This window comes from Rugamonas sp. FW305-51 (assembly GCF_058786935.1).
In genome coordinates, this window is the sequence record NZ_JBYSZG010000014.1 from 105,501 (window position 1) to 127,863 (window position 22,363).

The 22,363-nt window shown below is 65.2% G+C and carries 17 protein-coding genes; 4 read left to right on the forward strand and 13 right to left on the reverse strand.

Annotated features, from left to right (window positions below):
- Positions 1–62: 62 nt before the first annotated feature.
- The 4 genes from cyoD to cyoA are packed head-to-tail and all read right to left on the reverse strand — an operon-like array spanning position 63 to position 4,101.
- Complete coding sequence (gene cyoD / locus AC3WOS_RS12350; protein WP_492716251.1) at positions 63–479, reverse strand: cytochrome o ubiquinol oxidase subunit IV; 417 nt, start codon at positions 477–479, stop codon at positions 63–65.
- Positions 476–1,105 (reverse strand): cytochrome o ubiquinol oxidase subunit III, encoded by a 630-nt coding sequence (cyoC, locus tag AC3WOS_RS12355; protein ID WP_492716252.1) that lies wholly within the window; start codon positions 1,103–1,105, stop codon positions 476–478. Before cyoC ends, cyoD begins: the two co-directional genes overlap by 4 nt.
- 1 nt (position 1,106) lies before the next feature.
- On the reverse strand, positions 1,107–3,110 hold the full coding sequence (gene cyoB / locus AC3WOS_RS12360) for a cytochrome o ubiquinol oxidase subunit I (protein WP_492716253.1): 2,004 nt from the start codon (positions 3,108–3,110) through the stop codon (positions 1,107–1,109).
- Positions 3,094–4,101, reverse strand: a complete 1,008-nt coding sequence (gene cyoA / locus AC3WOS_RS12365) for a ubiquinol oxidase subunit II (RefSeq protein WP_492716254.1) — start codon at positions 4,099–4,101, stop codon at positions 3,094–3,096. The genes cyoB and cyoA overlap by 17 nt, the downstream gene beginning before the upstream one ends.
- A gap of 129 nt (positions 4,102–4,230) precedes the next feature.
- Between cyoA and AC3WOS_RS12370 the strand changes: the two genes are divergently transcribed.
- Positions 4,231–5,580 carry an MFS transporter gene (locus AC3WOS_RS12370; protein ID WP_492716255.1) on the forward strand — a complete coding sequence of 450 codons (1,350 nt, stop codon included), beginning with the start codon at positions 4,231–4,233 and terminating at the stop codon, positions 5,578–5,580.
- 276 nt (positions 5,581–5,856) lie between these two features.
- Here the strand turns inward: AC3WOS_RS12370 and AC3WOS_RS12375 are convergent, their stop codons facing one another.
- From AC3WOS_RS12375 to AC3WOS_RS12395, 5 genes are all read right to left on the reverse strand, one after another.
- A complete protein-coding gene (locus AC3WOS_RS12375) occupies positions 5,857–6,333 on the reverse strand; it encodes a cache domain-containing protein (RefSeq protein WP_492716257.1) in 477 nt (158 codons plus the stop codon).
- A 41-nt stretch (positions 6,334–6,374) separates the two neighbouring features.
- A complete protein-coding gene (locus AC3WOS_RS12380) occupies positions 6,375–7,442 on the reverse strand; it encodes a porin (RefSeq protein WP_492716258.1) in 1,068 nt (355 codons plus the stop codon).
- 91 nt (positions 7,443–7,533) lie between these two features.
- The gene (locus AC3WOS_RS12385) at positions 7,534–11,169 is read right to left on the reverse strand and encodes a hydantoinase B/oxoprolinase family protein (RefSeq protein ID WP_492716259.1); all 3,636 of its coding nucleotides are present in this window, start codon (positions 11,167–11,169) and stop codon (positions 7,534–7,536) included.
- Between the two features lie 93 nt (positions 11,170–11,262).
- Positions 11,263–12,537 (reverse strand): MFS transporter, encoded by a 1,275-nt coding sequence (locus tag AC3WOS_RS12390; protein ID WP_492716260.1) that lies wholly within the window; start codon positions 12,535–12,537, stop codon positions 11,263–11,265.
- 37 nt (positions 12,538–12,574) lie between these two features.
- Entirely contained in the window at positions 12,575–13,348 is a 774-nt protein-coding gene (locus tag AC3WOS_RS12395) for a putative hydro-lyase (protein WP_492716261.1), read from the reverse strand.
- Positions 13,349–13,525: 177 nt separating this feature from the next.
- On the opposite strand from AC3WOS_RS12395, the gene AC3WOS_RS12400 reads away from it, so the two are divergent.
- Positions 13,526–14,461, forward strand: coding sequence for a LysR family transcriptional regulator (locus AC3WOS_RS12400; RefSeq protein ID WP_492716262.1), 936 nt, complete (start codon positions 13,526–13,528; stop codon positions 14,459–14,461).
- A 70-nt stretch (positions 14,462–14,531) separates the two neighbouring features.
- On the opposite strand, the gene AC3WOS_RS12405 is transcribed toward AC3WOS_RS12400, so the two are convergent.
- Positions 14,532–15,677 carry an NAD(P)/FAD-dependent oxidoreductase gene (locus AC3WOS_RS12405; RefSeq protein ID WP_492716263.1) on the reverse strand — a complete coding sequence of 382 codons (1,146 nt, stop codon included), beginning with the start codon at positions 15,675–15,677 and terminating at the stop codon, positions 14,532–14,534.
- A 155-nt stretch (positions 15,678–15,832) separates the two neighbouring features.
- Between AC3WOS_RS12405 and AC3WOS_RS12410 the strand changes: the two genes are divergently transcribed.
- Positions 15,833–16,309, forward strand: a complete 477-nt coding sequence (locus AC3WOS_RS12410) for a MerR family transcriptional regulator (protein ID WP_492716264.1) — start codon at positions 15,833–15,835, stop codon at positions 16,307–16,309.
- Positions 16,310–16,369: 60 nt separating this feature from the next.
- Here AC3WOS_RS12410 and AC3WOS_RS12415 read toward each other — a convergent pair whose 3' ends face one another.
- From AC3WOS_RS12415 to AC3WOS_RS12425, 3 genes are all read right to left on the reverse strand, one after another.
- Positions 16,370–17,989 (reverse strand): methyl-accepting chemotaxis protein, encoded by a 1,620-nt coding sequence (locus AC3WOS_RS12415; RefSeq protein ID WP_492716265.1) that lies wholly within the window; start codon positions 17,987–17,989, stop codon positions 16,370–16,372.
- A 320-nt stretch (positions 17,990–18,309) separates the two neighbouring features.
- Positions 18,310–19,020, reverse strand: coding sequence for a DUF4386 domain-containing protein (locus tag AC3WOS_RS12420; protein ID WP_492716267.1), 711 nt, complete (start codon positions 19,018–19,020; stop codon positions 18,310–18,312).
- Between the two features lie 212 nt (positions 19,021–19,232).
- Positions 19,233–20,903 carry a methyl-accepting chemotaxis protein gene (locus AC3WOS_RS12425; RefSeq protein ID WP_492716268.1) on the reverse strand — a complete coding sequence of 557 codons (1,671 nt, stop codon included), beginning with the start codon at positions 20,901–20,903 and terminating at the stop codon, positions 19,233–19,235.
- Between the two features lie 339 nt (positions 20,904–21,242).
- Between AC3WOS_RS12425 and AC3WOS_RS12430 the strand changes: the two genes are divergently transcribed.
- Positions 21,243–22,118, forward strand: a complete 876-nt coding sequence (locus AC3WOS_RS12430) for a substrate-binding periplasmic protein (protein WP_492716269.1) — start codon at positions 21,243–21,245, stop codon at positions 22,116–22,118.
- The last annotated feature ends 245 nt before the right edge of the window (positions 22,119–22,363 follow it).

Sequence of the window (22,363 nt, forward strand, 5' to 3'; positions counted from 1 at the left end):
CCCCCGCCCCCCCCCCCCCCCCCCCCCCCCCCCCCCCCCCCCCCGCTGCCCGGCCGTTTCCATCATGGCATGTCGCGCATTTTCTGCACGACCGTGCCCACGTCCTGGGCCATGCCAGGCATCATGTTGTGGTTCAGGTGGTACATGACCCAGATCGAGCCGCTCAACATGATCACCAGCAGCATGACCGTGAACAGCAGCGCCAGCATGGACCAGCCGCCTTCGGCCTTCGAGTTCATGTGCAGGAAGTAGACCATGTGGACCACGATCTGCACGGCCGCGATGGCCAGGATGACGAAGGCGGTGGTGCTGGACTTGTCGAACACCTTGCCCATCACCATCCAGAATGGAATGGCCGTCAGGATCACGGACAGGATGAAGCCCATGGCGTAGGTCTTCAGGCTGCCGTGGTTGGCGTGGTCGTCGTGACCGTGGTGACCATGGCCGTGGCCGTGGTCGTGGTGATTGTGGTCGCTCATGGCAGCACTCCCATCAGGTAGACAAAGGTAAATACACCGATCCAGACCACGTCCAGGAAGTGCCAGAACATCGACAGGCACATCAGGCGGCGGCCATTTTCCGGCGTCAGGCCGTGCTTCATCACCTGGAACATCAGGGTGACGAGCCAGACGATGCCGAACGTCACGTGCAGGCCGTGGGTGCCGACCAGCGCGAAGAACGAGGTCAGGAAACCGCTGCGCTGCGGACCGGCGCCTTCGGCGATCAGGTGCGCGAACTCCTGCAGTTCCAGGGTCAGGAAGCAGGCGCCCAGCACGCCGGTGATGGCCAGCCACACCAGGGTGGCGGTCTGCTGCTTCTTGGCCATGGTCAGCATGGCGAAGCCGTAGGTGATCGACGACAGCAGCAGGAACGCCGTGTTCAGCGCCACCACGGGCAGTTCGAAGATCTCGGCGCCCGACGGGCCGCCCGCGTAGTTGCGGCCCAATACAGCGTAGGCGGCGAACAGGCAGGCGAAGATCAGGCAGTCGCTCATCAGGTACAGCCAGAAACCGAGCAAGGTGCCGTTTTCCGGATGGTGTTCCAGCACATAGTAGCGTGCGCTCGGGTCGGCGCTCAGGGCGCCGGCAGGGATCTTGGCGTTCATATCAGGCGGCCCTTTCCAGCAGACGGGTGCGATCGTTCTCAACGCGGGTCACATGGTCCGCCTTGATGTAGTAATCGCGTTTGTAGTTGAACGTGTGGATGATGATGGCAGCCATCATCACAGCGAAGCTCACGCCTGCGACCAGCCACATGTTCCAGATCAGGGCAAAGCCCACCACGGCGCTCAGGGCGGCGATGATGAAGCCGGCGCCGGTGTTCTTCGGCATGTGGATATCGACGTAGCCCTTGAGCGGACGCTGGTAGCCGTTCTTCTTCATGTCGGCCCAGGTGTCGTTATCGTGCACCATGGGCGTGAAGGCGAAGTTGTAGTCCGGCGGTGGCGACGAGGTCGACCATTCCAGGGTACGGCCGCCCCATGGGTCGCCCGTCACGTCGCGCAGGGTGGCGCGGTTCTTGAAGCTCACATAGAACTGCAGCAGCATGGCGCCGATACCGCCGGCGATCATCACGGCGCCCAGGGCGGCGACGATGAACCAGATGTGCAGCGATGGGTCTTCGAAGTGGCTCATGCGGCGCGTCACGCCCATCAGGCCCAGTACGTACAGGGGCATGAAGGCCAGGTAGAAGCCGATGGTCCACAGCCAGAACGACCACTTGCCCCAGTAGCTATCGAGCTTGTAGCCGAACGCTTTCGGGAACCAGTAGTTGATACCGGCGAACAGGCCGAACACCACGCCGCCGATGATGACGTTGTGGAAGTGGGCGATCAGGAACAGCGAGTTGTGCAGCACGAAGTCGGCCGGCGGCACGGCCAGCAGCACGCCCGTCATGCCACCGATGACGAAGGTGATCATGAAGCTGATGGTCCACATCATGGGCAGCTCAAAGCGGATACGGCCGCGGTACATGGTAAACAGCCAGTTGAAGATCTTGGCGCCGGTCGGGATCGAGATGATCATCGTGGTGATGCCGAAGAACGAGTTGACGCTGGCGCCCGAACCCATGGTGAAGAAGTGGTGCAGCCATACCAGGTAAGACAGGATGGTGATGACGACGGTGGCGTACACCATCGAGGTATAGCCGAACAGGCGCTTGCTGCAGAAGGTGGCGACCACTTCCGAGAAGATGCCGAACACGGGCAGCACCAGGATGTAGACCTCGGGGTGGCCCCAGATCCAGATCAGGTTCACGTACATCATGGCGTTGCCGCCCAGGTCGTTGGTGAAGAAGTTGGTGCCGAACATGCGGTCCAGCGACAGCATGGCCAGCACGGCCGTCAGCACGGGGAAGGCTGCGACGATCAGCACGTTGGTGCACAGGGCGGTCCAGGTGAAGACCGGCATCTTCATCATGGTCATGCCGGGGGCGCGCATCTTGATGATGGTGACGATCAGGTTCACGCCCGACAGCAGCGTCCCCACGCCGGCGATCTGCAGCGACCAGATGTAGTAGTCCACGCCCACGTCCGGGCTGGCCAGGATGCCCGACAGGGGCGGATAAGCGAGCCAGCCGGTGCGGGCGAATTCGCCCACGAACAGCGAGACCATGGTCAGGCCGCCGCCGAACACCGCCATCCAGAACGAGAAGTTGTTCAGGAACGGGAAGGCCACGTCGCGCGCGCCGATCTGCAGCGGCACCACGTAGTTCATCAGGCCCGTCACCAGTGGCATGGCGACGAAGAAGATCATGATCACGCCGTGGGCGGTGAAGATCTGGTCGTAGTGGTGCGGTGGCAGGAAGCCGTTGGCGTCGCCAAACGACAGCGCCTGCTGGGCGCGCATCATCAGGGCATCGGCAAAGCCGCGCAGCAGCATGACGAGGCCGAAGATCATGTACATGATGCCGATCTTCTTGTGGTCGATGCTGGTCACCCAGTCGCGCCACAGGGGGCCCCACAGGCGGAATTTGGTGATCAGGCCGAGGACGGCCATGCCGCCCAGCGCCACCATGATGAAGGTGCCGAGCAGGATGGGCTCATGGAACGGAATCGCATCCCAGCTCAGCCGGCCGAGTAGGAGCTTGGTCAGGTCAGTATGGTCTTGCATTATCAGTCTTCTGCGAATTAGGTGGGGTGACGCAAATGTCGGCGCCGTTCAGGGCCACGCGGCCATCCTTTTCAGGGGCGGCGTTCTTTTGCGCGTCGGCGGCCATTTGGGCGGCGATGCAGGTGGAGCCTTCGGCCACGCAGCGGTTCACGACTTTGCTGAACAGTTCAGCATCGACGGCGCCGTAGCTGCGCACCGGCTCGCGTTCGCTCGGCTGGGCCAGCTGCTGGTAGCCAGCGCGGTTCAGTTCGCCACCGGCGGACTTGGCCGACTGCACCCAGTTGCCGAACTCGGCCTGGCTCACGCCGCGGTACTTGAAGCGCATGTGCGAGAAGCCGGCGCCGCTGTAGTTGGCCGAGAAGCCTTCCCACTCACCGGGCTTGTTGATGACGGCGTTGAGCGTGGTCTGCATGCCCGGCATGGCGTAGATCTGGCCGGCCAGGGCGGGGATGTAGAACGCGTTCATCACGGTCGAGGCGGTGATCTGGAAGCGCACGGGCACGTCGACCGGGGTCACCAGTTCGTTCACGGTGGCGATGCCCTGCTCCGGATAGATGAACAGCCATTTCCAGTCCAGCGCCACCACTTGCACCACCAGCGGCTTGACGTCGGCGGCCACGGGACGGTTGGCGTCGATGCGGCTCAGGGGACGGAACGGGTCGAGCAAGTGGGTGCTGATCCAGGTCAGCAGGCCCAGCACGATGATGATCAGCAGGGGCGCGCCCCAGATCACCAGTTCGAGCTTGGTCGAATGGTCCCAGTCGGGATCATACTTGGCTTTGGTGTTGCTCTGGCGATAACGCCAGGCAAAGAGGAGGGTCAGTGCGATTACCGGAACGATAATCAGCAGCATCAACAGCGTGGCGACAACAACGAGATGTCCCTGCTGTGCAGCTATGTCACCGGACGGATTGAGCACCACCGTATTGCAGCCGGCCAGGGCCAGCAGGGGGAGCAGCATCAGTCCGCGACGAACGGTCGGAGATATCATGCGGGTTTATGCGTTACACAAAGTGGAGAACATGCTACTGTAACGGTAACGGCTCGCTCTGGCGATTGGACACTTTGCCCCACCCCCAAGGGCGTGACCGTCTATTAAAACGACTTAGAGACGACAACCATGGCAAATACGACTACCTTCGGCGGCGACGGCCGCGTCGACTATCCTCCACGTCATACCGACAGTGGGGCCCGCAACATCAACTCGCGCGACGGGCATATTGCCCCGGGCGAGATCGCCATCGGTGTAGTGATCGGCAGGGCCTCGGAGTATTTCGACTTCTTTGTATACGCCATAGCCTCCGTGCTGGTGTTCCCCTCCATCTTCTTCCCGTTCGACGGCCGTCTCGAAGGCACGCTGTACGCCTTCACCATCTTCGCCTTTGCCTTCATCGCCCGCCCCTTCGGCACGCTGGCGTTCATGTATTTACAACAACGATTCAACCGCGAGACCAAGCTCACGCTGGCCCTCGTGCTGCTGGGCGCCTCCACCGCCGGCATCGCCTTCCTGCCCACGTATGCCACGCTGGGGCCGCTGTCCATCCTGCTGCTGTCGGTGCTGCGCATCGGCCAGGGCGTGGCGCTGGGCGGCTCGTGGGACGGCCTGCCCTCGCTGCTGGCGCTGAACGCGCCCGACAACAAGCGCGGCTGGTACGCCATGCTGGGGCAACTGGGCGCGCCGGTCGGCTTCGTGCTGGCGGCCGGCCTGTTCTCCTTCCTGCTGTCCACGCTCGACAACACGGACTTCCTCGACTGGGGCTGGCGCTATCCGTTCTACGTGGCCTTCGCCATCAACGTGGTGGCCCTGTTCGCCCGGCTGCGCCTGGTGTCCACCACCGAGTACTCGCGCCTGCTCGATGAGCGCGAGCTGGAGCCGACCAACGTGATCGAAATGTCGCACACCCAGGGCCGCAACATTCTGATTGGCGCCCTGGCCGCGCTGGCCAGCTACGCCCTGTTCCACCTGGTGACGGTGTTCCCCCTGTCCTGGATCAACCTCTATTCGAGCCGCTCCATCAGCGACTTCCTGCAGCTGCAGATGGGCGGGGCGGCGCTGGCCGCCGTCGGCATCGTCATTTCCGGCCTGATCGCCGACCGCTTTGGCCGCCGCCGCACGCTGGGCGCGCTGGCCGTGCTGATCGCCGTGTTCAGCGGCTTCGTGCCCATGCTGATGGATGGCGGCGCACTGGGCCAGAACGTGTTCATCATCGCCGGTTTCGGCCTGCTGGGCCTGTCGTACGGCCAGGCCGCCGGCGCCGTCACGGCCAATTTCGAAGCCAAGTACCGCTACACGGGCGCCGCCCTCACCTCCGACCTGGCCTGGCTGGTGGGCGCCGGTTTCGCGCCGCTGGTGGCGCTGGGGCTGTCGGCCCACTTCGGCCTGGCCTACGTCAGCCTGTACCTGCTGTCCGGTGCAGTGGGTTCGCTGGCGGCACTGAGCTTGAACCGGGCGCTGGAAATCCGCGACTGATACACCGCACTACCGCTCCACGGGGAGGGTTGCCGCGCCGGCACCCTCCCCGTTTTGCATTCCACTCCACCCACTTGAATCAGCAACGTTGTTAATTAGCAACAACATGGTGTAAAATCAATTAAAGACAAAACTGACAAAAATCGCGAACCAATATCGACATTTGTTTGTCAAAACAAACATTTGTTGAAAAAAATGGGGTACGTCCCCATTTTAGAAAATGGGGACGTACCCCTTTTTATCGGTACGCCCACCGGTCGCCGCCGTCGGCGGCACTTACTTGTAGATACCGCAGCCGATGATCACGTCATCGACCCGTTCCACGTAGGTGCGCTTGCCATCGAGCTTGCCGGTGCTGGGGTTGGGCCACTTGTAGTCGATCCAGCCCTTGCCGGCCTTGCTCATGCCGATCGCCAGGATGTCCTTGATCAGGTAGCGGCCATCGGCATCCTTCATCTCCGACACGTTCTTGCCCACCAGCTTGGGATTGGCGCCGTTGGCCGTTTCTATGCCGTCGCCGTTGGCCGAGAAGCTGAAGATGTACAGGTCCCGGTCGATGAACTGGCCCTTGGGATAGTTGAACTCCGCGTACGCCTTCTCCTTGCCGTTCTTCTTCAGGAACTCGCCCGCCTTCCTCACCATGGCAACGGCTTCGTCGGCCGTGCCCTTGTCGGCCGCGACGGCCATCATGGACATGAACAGCATGGCCGCGCCGGCCACTGCAACGATGACGCTCTTGACTACCTTACGCATGATGCATCTCCCCAGTCTTGGTTTTAAGCGAGGACGCCGGCTCAGAACACATGCCGCAGCCCCAGGTTAACGGCGCGGTCGCCCGTGCCGCCTTCGATCGCGCTGCCGACCGTGTAGCCGGCGCCGTTCTTGTTGCGGATGCGCGCATAGGCAGTATAGACGTCGGTACGTTTCGAGAGATAGTAGCGATAACCGAGCGCGAACTGTTCGGCATCCTGGTTGTATGCCGTTCTGTCATTCTTGCGGATGTAGGAAGCCATCCAGGTCTGGCTGCCGACGGGCACCGTCACGCCCAGCAGCAGGTCGGCGCTGTCGGTCGACGGGATGGGCGCCACCGCGTAGCCGAACGGGTTGGCGCCGTTGCGCAGGGGCGCGCTGTTGCTGCCCTTGTCCGTGCCATAGGCCAGGTGGGCCTTGGCCGGGCCGAAGTCGTAGGTGGCCGTCAGCACCGTGTTGCGGGCGCTGCTGGCGTTCTTCACTGTGGCCGTATCGTTGTTGCGGTTGTGGTACGCCAGCTTCACGTTGAGGGCACCGGCCGCATAAGCGAGCGCGCCGCCCAACTGGCGCCCCGCCCCATTGTCGCCCGCCACTTCACCGGCGCCGTACACCAGTTCCGCGCTCACGCCATGCAGGACGGGACTGGCGTACTTGATGGCGTTGTCCATGCGGCTGGCGCCGTTGCCGGTGGCGGCCATCAGGTTCTTGGTGTCGCCCGCCAGGCCGGAGCCGAACGGATCGACGCCGGCCACGGCCAGGTACTGCGGCGTGTACTGGCGGCCCAGCGTCACGGTGCCGGCCCGGCCTTGCAGGCCCACGTAGGCCTGGCGCCCGAACAGCAGGCCGCCCTGCCCCATGGCGCCGGTGTCGGACTGGAAGCCGTTCTCCAGCAGGAAGATGGCGGCCAGGCCGTCGCCCAGGTCCTCGACGCCCTTGAAGCCGAGGCGCGAGCCCGACTCGACGCCGCTGGTCAGTTTGCTGCTGGCGCCGGCCGCGCCGCCGCTCTTGCGCACCAATCCCATGTCGACGATACCGTACACGGTCACGGCCGATTGGGCCGCAGCCATCCCTGCCGATGCGCCCAGTGCGAGCGCAAGCATAGTTTTCTTCATTCCTGGTGTCCCCATTGTTATCCAGGCCCGTTGAGATATCCGGCGGCGCGCCGGGCCCTGACCGCGCCGCCGGTGTGTTTGCCGGCGTGGCTTACTTGCCGTAGCCGCCGCCGCCCGGCGTTTCGATGGCGAACACGTCGCCCGCCTGCATCTCGGCCGTGTGGGTGGCGCCGAAGCGCTCCACGCTGCCGTCGCTGCGTTCGACCCAGTTGCGCCCCAGCGCGCCGGCCGCCGCGCCTTCCAGCCCGAACGGCGCGATGCGGCGGTGGCCGGCCAGGATGTTGGCCGTCATCCCCTCCAGGAAGCGGATCCGGCGCAGAGCACCGTCGCCGCCATGGTGCAGGCCGGCGCCGCCGCTACCGCGCCGGATGGCGTGCGTTTCCACCAGCACGGGGAAGCGCCATTCCAGCACTTCCGGGTCCGTCATGCGCGAGTTGGTCATGTGGGTCTGCACGGCCGCCGTGCCGTTGAAGCCGGGACCGGCGCCGGAGCCGCCGGCGATGGTCTCGTAGTACTGATGTTCGGCGTTCCCGAAGGTGAAGTTGTTCATCGTGCCCTGCGAGGCGGACAGCACGCCCAGCGCGCCATACAGCGCATCGGTCACGTACTGCGACACTTCCACGTTACCGGCCACCACGGCCGCCGGATAGCGCGGATTGAGCATGGAGCCTTCCGGGATGATGAGGTTGAGCGGCTTGAGCACGCCCTCGTTCATCGGAATATCGCTGTCGAGCAGGGTGCGGAACACGTACAGCACGGCGGCCTTGCACACGGACAGCGGCGCGTTGAAGTTGCTGGGGCGCTGCTCGCTGGTGCCGGTGAAGTCCACCGTGGCGCTGCGGCTGGCGTGGTCGATGGTGAGGCTGACCTTGAGCAGCGCGCCGTCGTCCATCTCGTACTCGAAGCTGGCGTCGCGCAGGCCGCTGATGGCCTGGCGCACGGCCGCCTCGGCGTTGTCCTGCACATGCTGCATGTAGGCCAGCACCACGTCTACGCCGTAGGTGGCGACGGCCTTGAGCAGTTCGTTGGCGCCCGTTTCGCAGGCGCCCAGCTGCGCGATCAGGTCGGCGATGTTCTGGTCGATATTGCGGCTGGGCCAGGGGCCGGCGCCGAACAGGCCGCGCACCAGCTCTTCCAGGAACACGCCCTGGTCCACGATCTTGACGTTATCGAGCAGCACGCCCTCCTCCAGGATGCTGGTGCTGTTGGGCGGCATGGAGCCAGGCGTGATGCCGCCCACGTCGCCGTGGTGGCCGCGCGCGGCCACGTAGAACAGCGGCTCCGGCCGCACCGTGAACGGCGGCGCGTTGTGCTCCATGCCGAACACAGGGCTCACCACCGTGATGTCGGGCAGATGGGTGCCGCCGTTGTAGGGCACGTTGAGCACGTAGGCGTCGCCCGGCGCCATGGTCGCGCCATGCTCGCGGATCACGCACTGCACGCTGTCGCTCATCGAGCCAAGATGCACGGGGATATGCGGTGCATTGGCGATCAGGTTGCCGTGGCGGTCGAAGATGGCGCAGGAGAAGTCCAGCCGCTCCTTCATGTTGACGGAATAGGCCGTGTTTTCCAGCGTGGTGCCCATCTGCTTGGCGATGGCCATGAACAGGTTGTTGAAAATCTCCAGGTGGATGGGATGCACGGCCGTCGTCATCTTGTGCATGCTGCCGGCGGCCACGGTGCGCTCGAGCAGCAGCGTGTGGTCCGGCAGCACCTTGGCGCTCCAGCCGGCATCGACCACGGTGGTGGCGATCTCCTCGCGGATCAGGGCCGGGCCGGCGATGCGGCTGCCCACGGGCAGCGCGGCGCGTACGTGCAGCGCGATGGGCACGGTCTGGCCATCCACGTAGCTCAGCACCTCGCCCGGCGCGCCAGCCTGTTCGCCGGCCGGCACTTCAATCACGAAGTCGGCGCCGTTACCCTCGCCGATGGCCTCGGCCGACACCGATTCGATCACCAGCGGCTGGCCTTCCATCACGAAGCCGAAGCGGCTGCGGTACTGGGTGGCGAAGGCCTCGGCCATCTCTACATGGCTGCCGACGGGAATCACGAAGGCCGAATCGCTGTCCTGGTATTTCAGGCGGGCGCACAGCTCGACCTTGATGTCGTCCTGGGCCACCTGCTGCGCCAGCAGTTCGGCCCCGGCCTGGGCCGCCAGCCCGGCCAGCTGCGGTTGCAGCGCTTCCAGCGCGGCGTCCGACAATACCTGCTCCACGGCCGCCTCGCGCATGGCGCGGATGTCGGCCAGGCCCATGCCGAAGGCCGACAGCACGCCGGCGAACGGGTGGATCACGATCTGGGTCATGCCCAGCACGTCGGCCACGCGGCAGGCATGCTGGCCGCCGGCGCCGCCGAAGCAGCACATGGCGTAGCGGCTCACGTCGTAGCCGCGTTCGACGGAAATCGACTTGATGGCCTGCGCCATGTTATCGACGGCCACGGCCAGGAAGCCGTCGGCCACGGCGGACGGCGACAGGCGGGTGCCCGTCTCGCGTTCGATCTGCGCGGCCATGGCCGTGAAGCGCTGCACCACTTCGTCGCGGTCCAGCGGCAGGTCGCCGTTGGGGCCGAACACGTGGGGGAAATGGGCCGGCTGTATACGGCCCAGCATCACGTTACAGTCGGTCACGGTCAGCGGGCCGCCCTTGCGGTAGCTGGCCGGGCCGGGATTGGCGCCGGCCGATTCCGGCCCCACCTTGAAGCGGCCATGCTCGAAGCTGCAGATGGAACCGCCGCCCGCCGCCACCGTGTGGATGTGCATCATGGGCGCGCGCACCCGCACGCCGGCCACCACCGTCTCGAACACGCGCTCGTAGGCACCGTCGTAATGGGCCACGTCGGTCGAGGTGCCGCCCATGTCGAAGCCGATCACCTGCTTCAATCCGATCGCCTCGCAGCTCTTGACGGCGCCCACGATGCCGCCGGCCGGGCCGGAAAGGATGGCGTCCTTGCCCTGGAAGCGGCTGGCGTCCGTCAAGCCGCCGTTCGATTGCATGAACATCAGCCGCACGGCGCCCGTTTCGGACGAGACGCGCGACACGTAATCGCGCAGCACCGGCGACAGGTAGGCGTCGACCACCGTGGTGTCGCCGCGGCCGACGATCTTCATCAGGGGGCTGACCTGGTGGCTGACGGAGATCTGGCTAAAGCCCGCCTCCTCGGCCAGCGCCTGCAAGCGCTGCTCGTGCTGCGGATAGCGGTAGGCGTGCATCAGCACGATGGCGATGGAGTTGATGCCCTTGGCGCGCAGCTGGCGGAACTGCCAGCGCAGCACTTCCTCGTCCGGCGTTTCCAGCACGGCGCCGCGGGCGCCGATGCGCTCATCGACTTCGATCACCTCCTCGTAGATCAGGTCCGGCAGGTCGATGCGCATGGCGAAGATGTCGGGCCGGTCCTGGTAGCCGATGCGCAGCTGGTCGGCGAAACCGCGGGTGATGGCCAGCGCCGTGCGCGCGCCCTTGCGTTCGAGCAGGGCATTGGTGGCCACCGTGGTGCCCATCTTGATCACTTCGATCTGCTCCACCGGCAGCGGCTCGCCCGCCTTCAGTCCCAGCATCTCGCGCATGCCCTGGGTGACGGCGTCATCGTAGCGCTCCGGGTATTCCGACAGCAGCTTGTGGGTCACCAGCTTGCCGTCGGGACGGCGCGCCACGATGTCGGTGAAGGTGCCGCCGCGGTCGACCCAGAATTGCCAGCGCAGTTGGTGGGCGGGGATGTCGTTTTTCATGATGAAGTCTCTCGAATTGGTTCTGATGGTTCCGGTGGTGCGGATGGTTCTGTTGATTCCGTTGATTCTGTTGATGCTGTCGGTGCCGTCCGGTCACGCTTCCAGCTTCTTGCCGGCCGTCTCGGGCAGGGTCAGCGCGGCCAGTATCATCACGCCGTAGGCGGCGCCGGCGAACAGGCCGATGGCCTCGCCCAGCGGCATGGTATGGCTGGTCAGGCCTATCATCAGCGGGAACAGCGAGCCCACGGCGCGGCCCATGTTGTAGCTGAAGCCTTGGCCGGAACCGCGGATGCGGGTCGGGAACAGCTCCGTCAGGAAGGCGCCCATGCCGCTGAACACGCCGGAGACGAAGAAGCCCAGCGGGAAGCCCAGGAACAGCATCACGTTGTCGGTGACGGGCAGGCGGGTGTAGGCCAGGGCGATGCATAGCGAGCCGAGGGCGAACAGGATGAAGTTCTTCTTGCGGCCCAGCAGGTCGGTGAGGAAGGCGCTCACGATGTAGCCCACGTAGGAACCCACGATCACCATGGCCAGGTAGCCGCCCGTGCCCAGCACCGTCAGGTGGCGTTCCGTCTTCAGGAAGGTGGGCAGCCAGGTGGTGATGGCGTAGTAGCCGCCCTGGGCGCCAGTGGTCAGCAGGACGGCACGCGCCGTAATGCTCAGCATCTTGGGCGAGAAGATTTCGGCGAACGAGGCCCGTTCCGCGCTCAGTTCCTGCTTCTTCTGCTGGGCCACGAACAGTTCCGGCTCATCGACGAAGCGGCGGATGAAGATCACGAACAAAGCCGGCAAGATCCCCAGCAGGAACAGCGAACGCCACGCCCACTCGGGCGGCAGCAGCGAGAACATGAGGGCATACAGCAGGGCCGACACGCCCCAGCCGATGGCCCAGCCGGCCTGCACCATGCCGACGGCCTTGCCGCGGTCCTTGGCCCGTATCACCTCGCCGATCAGGATGGCGCCGGCCGTCCACTCGCCGCCCATGCCAAAGCCCATCAGGCCGCGCGCCAGCAGCAGCTGGTTGAAGTTCTGGGCCAGGCCGCACAGCACGGTGAACAGGGCGAACCACAAAATGGTGAGCTGCAGCGTCTTGACCCGGCCGATACGGTCCGACAGGATGCCGGCCAGCCAGCCGCCCACGGCCGACGTCAGCAGGGTGACGGTGCCGATCAGGCCCGCGTCGCCCTTGGACAGGCCCCAGGTGGCGATCAGGGTGGGGATCACGAAGCTGAGGAACTGGGTGTCCATGGCGTCGAGCGCGTAGCCGATCTTGCAGCTCCAGAAGGTGCGGCGCTCCTTGCCCGTGAGCGCGTGGAACCAGGCGAAGTAGCCTTCCTGCTCGATGGTGGGTATGACTCTGGTGTTCATGCTTGTCTCCGTCGTTGTTATAGGTACTAGGTTGAATTCAGAATGCGGCCAGCGTGGCGTTGGGGATGTCGGTCACCAGCATGTAGCCCGGCTGGTGGGTGATGACGAGCGGCAGCTGCGCGCCGCGGATGGCTTCCTGCGGCGTCACCCCGCAGGCCCAGAACACGGGCAGCTCGTCGGGGGCGATGGTGACAGCGTCGCCATAATCGGGCTGGGCCAGGTCGGCGATGCCGATCAGGGCCGGGTCGCCCAGGTGCACCGGGGCGCCATGCACGGCCGGGTAGCGGCTGGTGATCTGGATGGCGCGGATCGCGTCGCGCGCCTTCATCGGCCGCATGGACACCACCAGGTTGCCGCCGAACGGCCCGGCGCCCTGGTTGGCGATGTTGGTGCGGTACATGGAGACGTTGCGGCCCTGCTCCACATGGCGCAGCGCAATGCCAGCCTCCATCAGCATCTGCTCGAACGAGAACGAGCAGCCGATGGCGAACGCCACCAGGTCGTCGCGCCACACGTCGTGCAGCGTGTGGGGCTGGGCGGCCAGCTGACCGTCACGGTAGATGTTATAGCCGGGCACGTCGCTGCGCAGGTCCATGTCGGCGCCCAACGCGGCCACGTTCCACTCGCCCGGCTCGCCCACGGCCAGCAGCGGGCAGGCGCGGGGATTGCGCTGGCAGAACAACAGGAATTCATCGGCCTGGGCCTGGGGCAAAATCACCAGGTTGGCCTGGGCGTAGGCGCCGCACTGCCCTGCCGTGGGAAGGCGGAATTGGCCGTTGCGGACCGCGTGTCGGAAAGCTAGAGGTGTCATGGATGAGCTCGCTGCTGGTCGGAATGTGAATGAAAGTAATGAAGTAAGAATAATCTTGAACATGGGGACTAGCTATCTAGTAATTTTTGCTGTTGCTGTATAGTTTTTCTTACCGTGAACGACTATGCGGACGGCAATGGTTAAGGTATTCTTGCCCCAACCCTCTCCTGGCTGGCCATGAATACACGTTTCCTGGAAACCTTTGTCACGCTCGCCCAACTGCGCAGCTTCCGCGCCACGGCGCGCGCGCTGCACGCCACCCCGGCCGCCATTTCCCTGCGCATCAAGGCGCTGGAAGAGGAACTGCAGACGGAACTGGTGGACCGCAACGCCAAGGATTTCCGCCTCACGGCCCAGGCCGAATACCTGCTGGGCCACGCCAAGGCCGTGGTCGACGCCACGCGCCGCCTGCAAAGCGCGGCCCGCAAGGACAACGCGATCCGGGGCCGCTTGCGGCTGGGGGTGATCGAATCGGTGGTGCACAGCTGGCTGGCGCAATACATCCGTGAGCTCAATGCCAACTATCCCGAACTGGAAATCGACCTGGCGGTCGACATCAGCAATGCGCTGGAACGGCGCCTGCGGGCGCGCGAGCTCGATCTGGTGATCCAGGTGGAGGGAGTGGACAGCAGCGATATCGTGTCCGAGGCGCTGGCCTACTACCCGCTGCACTGGATCGCGCGCAAGGGATTGATCGATGGCCGCAAGGAGGGATTGAACCAGCGCCTGCTGGCGCTACCCATCCTGACCTTCGGACGGGGCACGGCGCCGCAGCGGGCGCTGGAGGAAATTGTCAGCAAGATGGCCAACCTGGCGGCCATCCCGCTGGAACAGACGCGCATCACCTGCTCGCCTTCGGTGGCCGCCATCGTACAGCTGGTCAAGGATGGCTATGGCATCGCGGCCATCCCCAGCCTGTTCGTGAGCAGCTATCTCGAGAGCGGCGAATTTGTGGAATTGCCGGTGCAGCCGGAACCGCCGCCCATCATCGTTTCAATGTGTTTGCACACCAATGCGGAAATGGTGGTGCATGCGGCGGCCAACGCGGCCCGCCTGGCCTGCGCCAGCTATTGCGCGCAGGTGGACGACCGCTATATCAAGTCCTTGAGCTGAGCCACGCCAACAAACGCCACTGATCGCTGCGGGCTGTCCAGGCGCGGAAGCACACTTCCTGTATGCTGGCTCACATGCCCAGCGCGGCGCGGTATTTCGGCACCAGCATGTGGCGCGCCTTGAACAGGCTGACCAGCCAGCCCGCCTTCACCACACCCACGCCCGACAGGTGGGCCACGCCAGCCTTGCTGCCCATCGTCACCACCATGGCGGGATTGCCCGTCTGGGGACGGTACTGCTTCAACCGGCGCCCCTTCCCCGCCAGCGCACACCGGATGTTGGCCGCCGCCGTCCTGACCTGGCCGGCGATGTGCCATGCCATCTTGTTCTCGTCCAGGTCAGTGATGTCGCCCAGCGCATACAGGGACGGGCTGCCAACAACCTGCAGCTCCGGCGTGACCATGACGCGGCCACGCGCGTCGAGGCAAGAGGCAAAGTGCTGGCGCAAATAGTCCGTATTGGGCCGGCCGCCGGTACACCAGATCATCAAGTCGTAGGGTATGCGGCGCCCGGCCGACGTGACGGCAGTGCCGCCCGGCGCGAAGACATCGCTGGGATCGGCGCCGCCCTCCAGCAGCCGCTCGCCCGTATGCACGACCACGCCGCGCCCCTGCAGCCAGGCGCCGGCATGGGCCGCGGCCTGCGCGCTGGTGCCGGCCAGGATGCGCGGCCCCGCTTCGATGATGACAATGTGCTTGTCGCGGTGTGCGTCCGCGATTTCTCCGGCCACCTCGACCCCGGCCGGGCCGCCGCCGACGATGACGATGCGCCGGGCATCGGCGATACGCCGGCTGTAATGGGCATAAAAGGCCTTTCTGCCCTCGCCGGCCCCCTCCGTGCCACGCAACAGCGCATTGGCGTAGCGGCTACCCGTCGCCAGCACCGTCAGGTCCGGCTGCGGCAGCCACAGTTCGCCCATGGGGCTCTGGATGACGCCGCCCGCGTGCGACAGCTCGATCAGTCTGCCCTGGACGTGGGCAACGTTGGGCAAGGCCTGGGCAAAGGTCACGATGGATCGCTGCGCGAATTCGGGCCGCACGAGATTGCGGGGTGCCGCCATGGGCACCTCGAAATAATCGAGCGGATCGACCAGCATGACCTCGGCGACCGGCGACAACTGCCGGGCCAGGATGGCACCGGCGATGCCGCCGCCGTAGATCACTACACTGCGCACTACACGGCGGCTGCGGCCAGGGGATGGGCTTGCGGATGTCATATCATTCTCCAATCAGGGCGATGGGCCAATTCAGGCGGGCCCACTTCACGCGGCCCACGCCCCGCCGGGATAGCCAGCGGCGGGCTTATGGGCTAAAGTGAAGCGATCATAAAGTTAAAGTAAACTTTAAGGTCAAGCACTATTTGGAGATTGAAATGCGCATTGGTGAAGTGTCCCGGCTCACGGGACTGCCTGCATCGACGATACGGTACTACGAGGCCAACGGGCTGATCGCGTCGGCGCAACGTCATGCCAACGGCTACCGGGAGTACCCGGAAACCGTGCTGGGCATGCTGGGCATGATCAAAGTGGTGCAGCAACTGGGGTTTTCACTGGACGACATCCGCGCGCTGGTGCCGGTCGCTGGGCACGCCGAATGGTCGCCCGACCAGCTGATCGCGTCGCTACAGGCCAAACTGGAGGAAATCGCGTCGCTGCAACGCCTGCTGACGCAGTCGGCAGCCCAGTTGAACCAGTTCGTCACCCTGCTGCAGAACCGACCGGAACATGCCACGTGCGACGAACGGCGCATGTACCTAATCCAGCAGCTCACGCTGTACACGCTGGCGACGGCGGCCGAAGCGGACACCAGGGACCTGGCAAGCGCGCTGTCCAGGGTTGCCGCCCGATAGCGCCAGCTGGGGGGGCGCACGGCCAACCGGCAAGGCGTTGCGCCGCCCCGCCGTTGGCGCTCAGGCCGCGAGGCGCCGGACACCGGCGTTGGCGCTGGCGCCGGCATTGGGACCGTTCAACTTGAACTGGGTGACAGCCGCCGTCAGCTGGCCCGCCTGTTCGCGCATGGCGCCGGCCGCCGCTGCGGCCTGTTCCACCAGGGCCGCGTTCTGCTGGGTGACGCCGTCCATGTCCATGATGGCGCGGTTCACCTGCTCGATGCCTTGCGACTGTTCGCGGCTGGCGGCGCTGATCTCGCCCATGATGTCCGTCACCAGCCGTATGCTGCCCACCAGGTCGCGCATGGTGGCGCCGGCGTGGTCGGCCAGCTCGCTGCCAGTGCGCACCTGGCGTACCGAGTTGTCGATCAGGTCCTTGATCTCGTGGGCCGCCGCCGCCGAGCGCTGCGCCAGGGTGCGCACTTCCGCCGCCACCACGGCAAAGCCACGCCCCGTTTCGCCGGCCCGCGCCGCTTCCACCGCCGCGTTCAGCGCCAGGATATTGGTCTGGAAGGCGATGCCGTCGATCACACTGGTGATCTCGCCGATGCCGCGCGCCGCCTGTTCGATCACGCCCATGGTCGTCACCACCTGGGCCACCGCCTCGCCGCCGCGCGTGGCCACGTCCGACGCCTGCAGCGCCAGCTGGTTGGCGCGCACGGCATGGTCGGCCGTCTGCCGCACGGTGCCCGTCAGCTGCATCATGGACGCCGCCGTCTGCTGCAGGGCGCTGGCCTGCGACTCGGTGCGGGCCGACAGATCCATATTGCCGTGGGCGATCTCGCTGGCTGCCGTCTCGATACCGATACTGCCGGCACGTACTTCCGCCACCACACAGGCCAGGCTGCCGTTCATGGTGCGCAGGGCCTGCATCAGCTGGGCCGACTCGTCGGCGCCGGCGGCGGCGATGTGGCTGGTCAGGTCGCCGGCGGCCACCATCTCGGCCACGCCGATGGCGCGATGCAGCGGCAGCACGATGCCCCGCACCAGCCACACCGTCATGCCCGTACCCAGCACGATGGCCAGCCCCAGGATGGACAGCAGCAGCCGGCGGCCGGCCACGCCGCGGGCCTCGAATTCCGCGCGCGCTGCCGCCATCGAGGTGCGCGCCTGCTCCGCCACATAGCTGACGATGTCGTCGATCTGCTGGTTGGCCGGGCGGTCCATGCCCTTGACCAGGCCATCCACCACATGGGCGCTGTCCGGCTGGGCGCCATCGTACTGCTTGAGCGCCTGCTGGTACTGCTCATACAGCGTCTGGTGCGCCTGCATGACCAGGTCGGCCCGCTGCACGTCCAATCCCAGCAGGCCCAGTTCCGTCTTCAGCGTGGCCAGCCTGGCCTGGGTAAGCGTATGCTGGTGCGCGAAGGCCTTGCTGTACTTGTCGAAGGCGGCAGGATCGCCGCCGCGCAGCAGGATGTCCTTCCATTCCTGCACCTGTTTCTTGAACTGGACCTGGGCGTCGCGCGCCGCGTCGACGGCCGCCACCAGGCGCTCTTCCCTGGCCACCTCCTCGGCGCCGCGCGCACCCATGCCGGTAAAGGTGTGCCAGCCCGTCATGCCGACGGCCAGCATGGCCACGATCAGGAACAGCGCCAGCATGCCGAGGCGGTGGCCGATCTTGAGATTTTCTAATTTCATTTGCAAATATCCTGCTGTAAAAAACAAAAGAGCAAGCCTCAGCTTGCTCCGAAGGTAGGTGCCGCATGCCTCGCGGCCTGGCAAACGTCTCGTGCCGGCCAGGATGCAACATGATGGTTGGTCAGCGGATGGCTGGCCGGGACGGCCACGCGGCAACAAGGCTAGCGTGACAATGCGGACGCACACGGCGTGGGCGGGCCATGCGGCGACTGGTCGCCATATGGCCTGAGCCGGGCCGGATTATACTTTTGGCAAATGGGCGTTGCCAAGCGGGTCAGCACACTTTATTGACGACAGCGCGCTCTTCGGGGACGTTTCCTTTAGGCGGCGACGGAGGTGGCAAGCGCCCTGTTTTGCCGCTGCCTGGCGCCCAGAACCAAGATCCAGAGGGCGAACGCCACCTCGCCCAATTGGCACGGGAAAGCGAGATTGGCGACGAGTCCGTTCCATTCCGGGCGCAGCAAACCCGCGTAGCTGAGCGCCAGGTAGGCGCAGCCATTGATGGTGAGCCAGATCGCCAGGAAGCGGGGCAGGAAGCCGCAGCGGTACACCAGCGCCGCCAAGGGGAACAGCCACAAGCCCCAAAAGATTTCCGAGGCAAACGTCATCATGCTGTGCACGCGCAGAAACAGCATGGCCAGGCCGGCACGCTGGGTCTTGTCGAAGCCAGCCAGGAAGTCGGGGCCCTGCACCAGGATGAGGGTGGCCATATCGTTGAGCGTGTTGAGGAAGTACAGCGGCGTGTCCATGAAGCCCAGCATCAGCATCAGCAAGGCATAGTGCTTGTTCACGTCCCTGAACAGCCGGTACAGCGCGAACGTCAGCACCAGGCTGACGGCCCCCGTCACCAGGTCGCTCACTATCCCCAGGCGAAACAGCAGTTCATGGCTCGCGATCGCGCTGATTGTCGTGGCGGCATTGTCATCGGCAAACAGCTCGCTGGGGATGTAGACCAGCCGCAAGGGTGCGATCAGTATGACCAGCAGATAGAAGAAACCGGCGATCCTGGCACTCCTGTTCAATGTGTTCATGCTTGCCTTCATTTAGTAAATGCCAGCACAGGCGCGCGGCCGGCTATCGGCAAAGTTGGATGGCGGGCAACCGGCTTATCCGATCGACCAGTTTTCGATTTCACGTGTCAACAATATCTGACACGTGAAAGGAAGGCAAGCATAATTTATCAAAAAGGCATGAATTGGAAGGATGAGGGGGCGCCTCGCATGGCGGAGGCGCCCGGGTCCGGCTATGCGGGCAAGGCGGCGCGGCTGCGGGCGGACGCCTGCTGTCCGGCCCGCCGCGATCCGCGGCGGGCCGCCTGGCCTGCGGGGTCGGGAAGATGGGCGGGCAAACGGGCCGTAGTACCGGGGCCGTCGAGCCGGAACACGTTCACCGTCTGGGCCAGGGTATCGGCCTGCAGTTGCAGCGTCTCGGCGGCGGCGGCGGCCTCCTCCACCAGCGCCGCGTTTTGCTGCGTGACGCCTTCCAGCTCGGTGATCGCCACGCAGATGTGGTCGATGCCGCGCTCCTGCTCGTCGCCGGCCGTGGTGATCGCCACCATGATGTCGGCCACGCCGCGCACGCTGGCCACGATCTTGCCCATGGTGGTGCCGGCCTGGTCGACCAGGCGGCTGCCGCTTTCCACCTTGTCCACCGAATCGCCGATCAGCGTCTTGATCTCTTTTGCCGCCGCGGCCGAACGCTGGGCCAGGTTGCGCACCTCGGCCGCGACCACGGCAAAGCCGCGGCCCTGCTCGCCGGCGCGGGCCGCTTCCACGGCCGCGTTCAGCGCCAGGATATTGGTTTGGAAGGCGATGCCGTCGATGACGGAGGTGATTTCGGCGATCCGGTTGGCCGAGCCATGGATCGCGTTCATGGTCACGATCACATCGGCCACCACGGCGCCGCCCTCCTCGGCCACGCTGGAAGCCGAGATCGCCATCTGGTTGGCCTGGCGCGCATGCTCGCCGTTGCGCTTGACGGTGGCGGTCAATTCCTCCATCGAGGCGGCCGTCTCCTCCAGCGAGCTCGCTTGCCGCTCGGTGCGGTTGGACAAATCCTGGTTGCCGGCGGCGTTCTCGACCGAGGCGGCGGCGATCAGGTCGGTACTGCTGCGCACTTGCGAGACGATCTGCACCAGGCTCTCGCGCATATGCTTCATGCCGTGCATCAGGCTAGCCGTGTCGCCGTCGTGCAGCGCGATCTCACCGCTCAGGTCGCCCGAGGCGATGCGCTGGGCCACGGCGCGCGCATAATCGGGCTCGCCGCCCAGCTGGCGCAGCAGCATACGGGTCAGCAGCAGGGCCGAACCGATGGCACACACGATGGCGGCGCCGCTCAGCGCCAGCAGCAGCGCGCTGCCGGTATGGTAGATGCCATCGATGTCGGCGCTGGCCGCATTGATGGCAGTGCGCTGCAGAGCCAGCAACTGCTGCATCTGCATCAGGTATTTCCTGGCGTTGGGCAGGTAGCCGTTCTCGAACAGCGTGCGGGCCTGGAACAGCTTGCCGTCGGTGCGCAGCTGGAACACTTCCTTGCCCGTCGCCTGATAGACGGCGCCGCTGGCGACGATAGCGGCAAACAGGTCCTTTTCCTCCCGCGTGACGAGCAGCGTTGCCAGTTTCTGCTGCAGCTCGGTGGAGCGTCTGGTCGCGTCGTTGGTGGCGCCTTCGAAGTAGGCGATCAGGCTGGGGTCGTTGCTCCTGGCCGCCGCCGTGGTGCGGGCGACCGAAGCGTTGATGACGCCATCCCAGTCGCTGATCAGGCGTTCCTTGGCCAGCGGCGTGCGGATCATGTCGCGCGTGGCGTCGGCCACCGCTTGCAGGCGCCACATGGCGGTGCCTGTCACCATCAGCATCAACAGCAATACGGCGCCGAAACCGGCGGCCAACCGGGTACGAGTCTTTAGATTTTTCATTATTGCCCCGCAAAACATTCAAGAAGATCAAGCTCGGCGGACATGCAAGGCGCGGCCATCGTTGCTGCCCGCGCTCAGCCCGTACTGCTACTGCCCGCCCATGCTAACGAGTGTCGTCTGGTCAAACTAATGAATAATTTGGGTCGGCCGATATCCGAACCGGTATCGGTCGGCGGGCCGGCAGGGGCTAGTCTGCATGGCACGGCCCGGCAAGCCCCCCTTAATGCGTGAATTTCAGGAGTGAATTGAGGGCAGACGGGTATCACGGGCGCCCCCTGCTTGACACCGTCCCGGCAAGACTGGACACTGACGCGTCAGCTTCCTCTTCCGGAACCACCGATGGCCGCTATCCGCATGTTTGCCTGCGCGATCTTGCTGGCGGGCGCATGGGCCTGCCAGGCGCATGCCGTCGAGCGCATCAAGGCGCACATTTACTACACGGCCGCCCCATTCATCACGGACGATGCCACCCGGAGCGGCCTCGCGCAGGACCTGGTCCACTACCTGAACCGTGCGCTGGCCGGCAAATATGAACTCGAACTGGATATAGTGCCGCGGGCCCGCCTTGCCGTCCTGCTCGATCAGGGTGACGCCGGCGTCGTGCTGTTCGTGCCCTCGGTTATCTTTGGCGGTCTCGACGGCGGCAAATACCTGTGGTCGGCGCCGCTGTTCCTGGACCGCCAGGAACTGGTGTCGCGCACTGACCAGCCGTTTGAATTCACAGGGCCGCCCTCGCTGCATAACGTGAGGCTGGGCGGCGTACTGGGCCACAGCTACCCGCTGCTGGACGCGGACATTGCCGCCGGCCAGATTCACGTGCGCCGCAATATGAGCGAGGCGGCCCTGCTCAAGATGCTGCGCTATCACCGCCTGGACGTGGTCACCCTGGCCGGATCGAGCTTGCGCTATTACCAGAATGCCGATCCCGTGCTCAAGGATCTGTTCCATTTGTCGCGCGCCGGCCTCGGGGAATACAGCCGCCACCTGATGTTCCAGGAAAACATGCAGCGGCAACGCGACGGTTTCGACGCCGTCGTCGGCAAGATGGGCGTCGATCCAGCCTGGCAAGCCATCCTCGCCAAATACGGCCTGCTGCCGGCCGCCTGCGGCCTGAACCGGCCGGCGGACCCGCAACGCCCCGGCAGGATGGCGCCCTGCCCTGCGCCGTCCGTGCAGGCCCACGCACGCCAGCGCGGTCCGGTGCCCGGGCCCTGACCGGGCGCAGGCCGCCCTCGCTGGTCACCATGACCACTACCTGCCATGCTCGACAAGTTGCGCCGGCCGCCACTTCAGCAAGCGCGCCTCGTTGAATGCCGCTGCCATTGAACGTTTGCGGCATCCGTCGATCTAACGTCCGTCAAGACAGTGCGGACCAGGCTGCGGGCGTTCAGGTGCTTGCCCGTCCCATTCCTCCACATAGCCTTTTCAAGGGTTGCTGAGACCCGATTGAATTCCCGCAG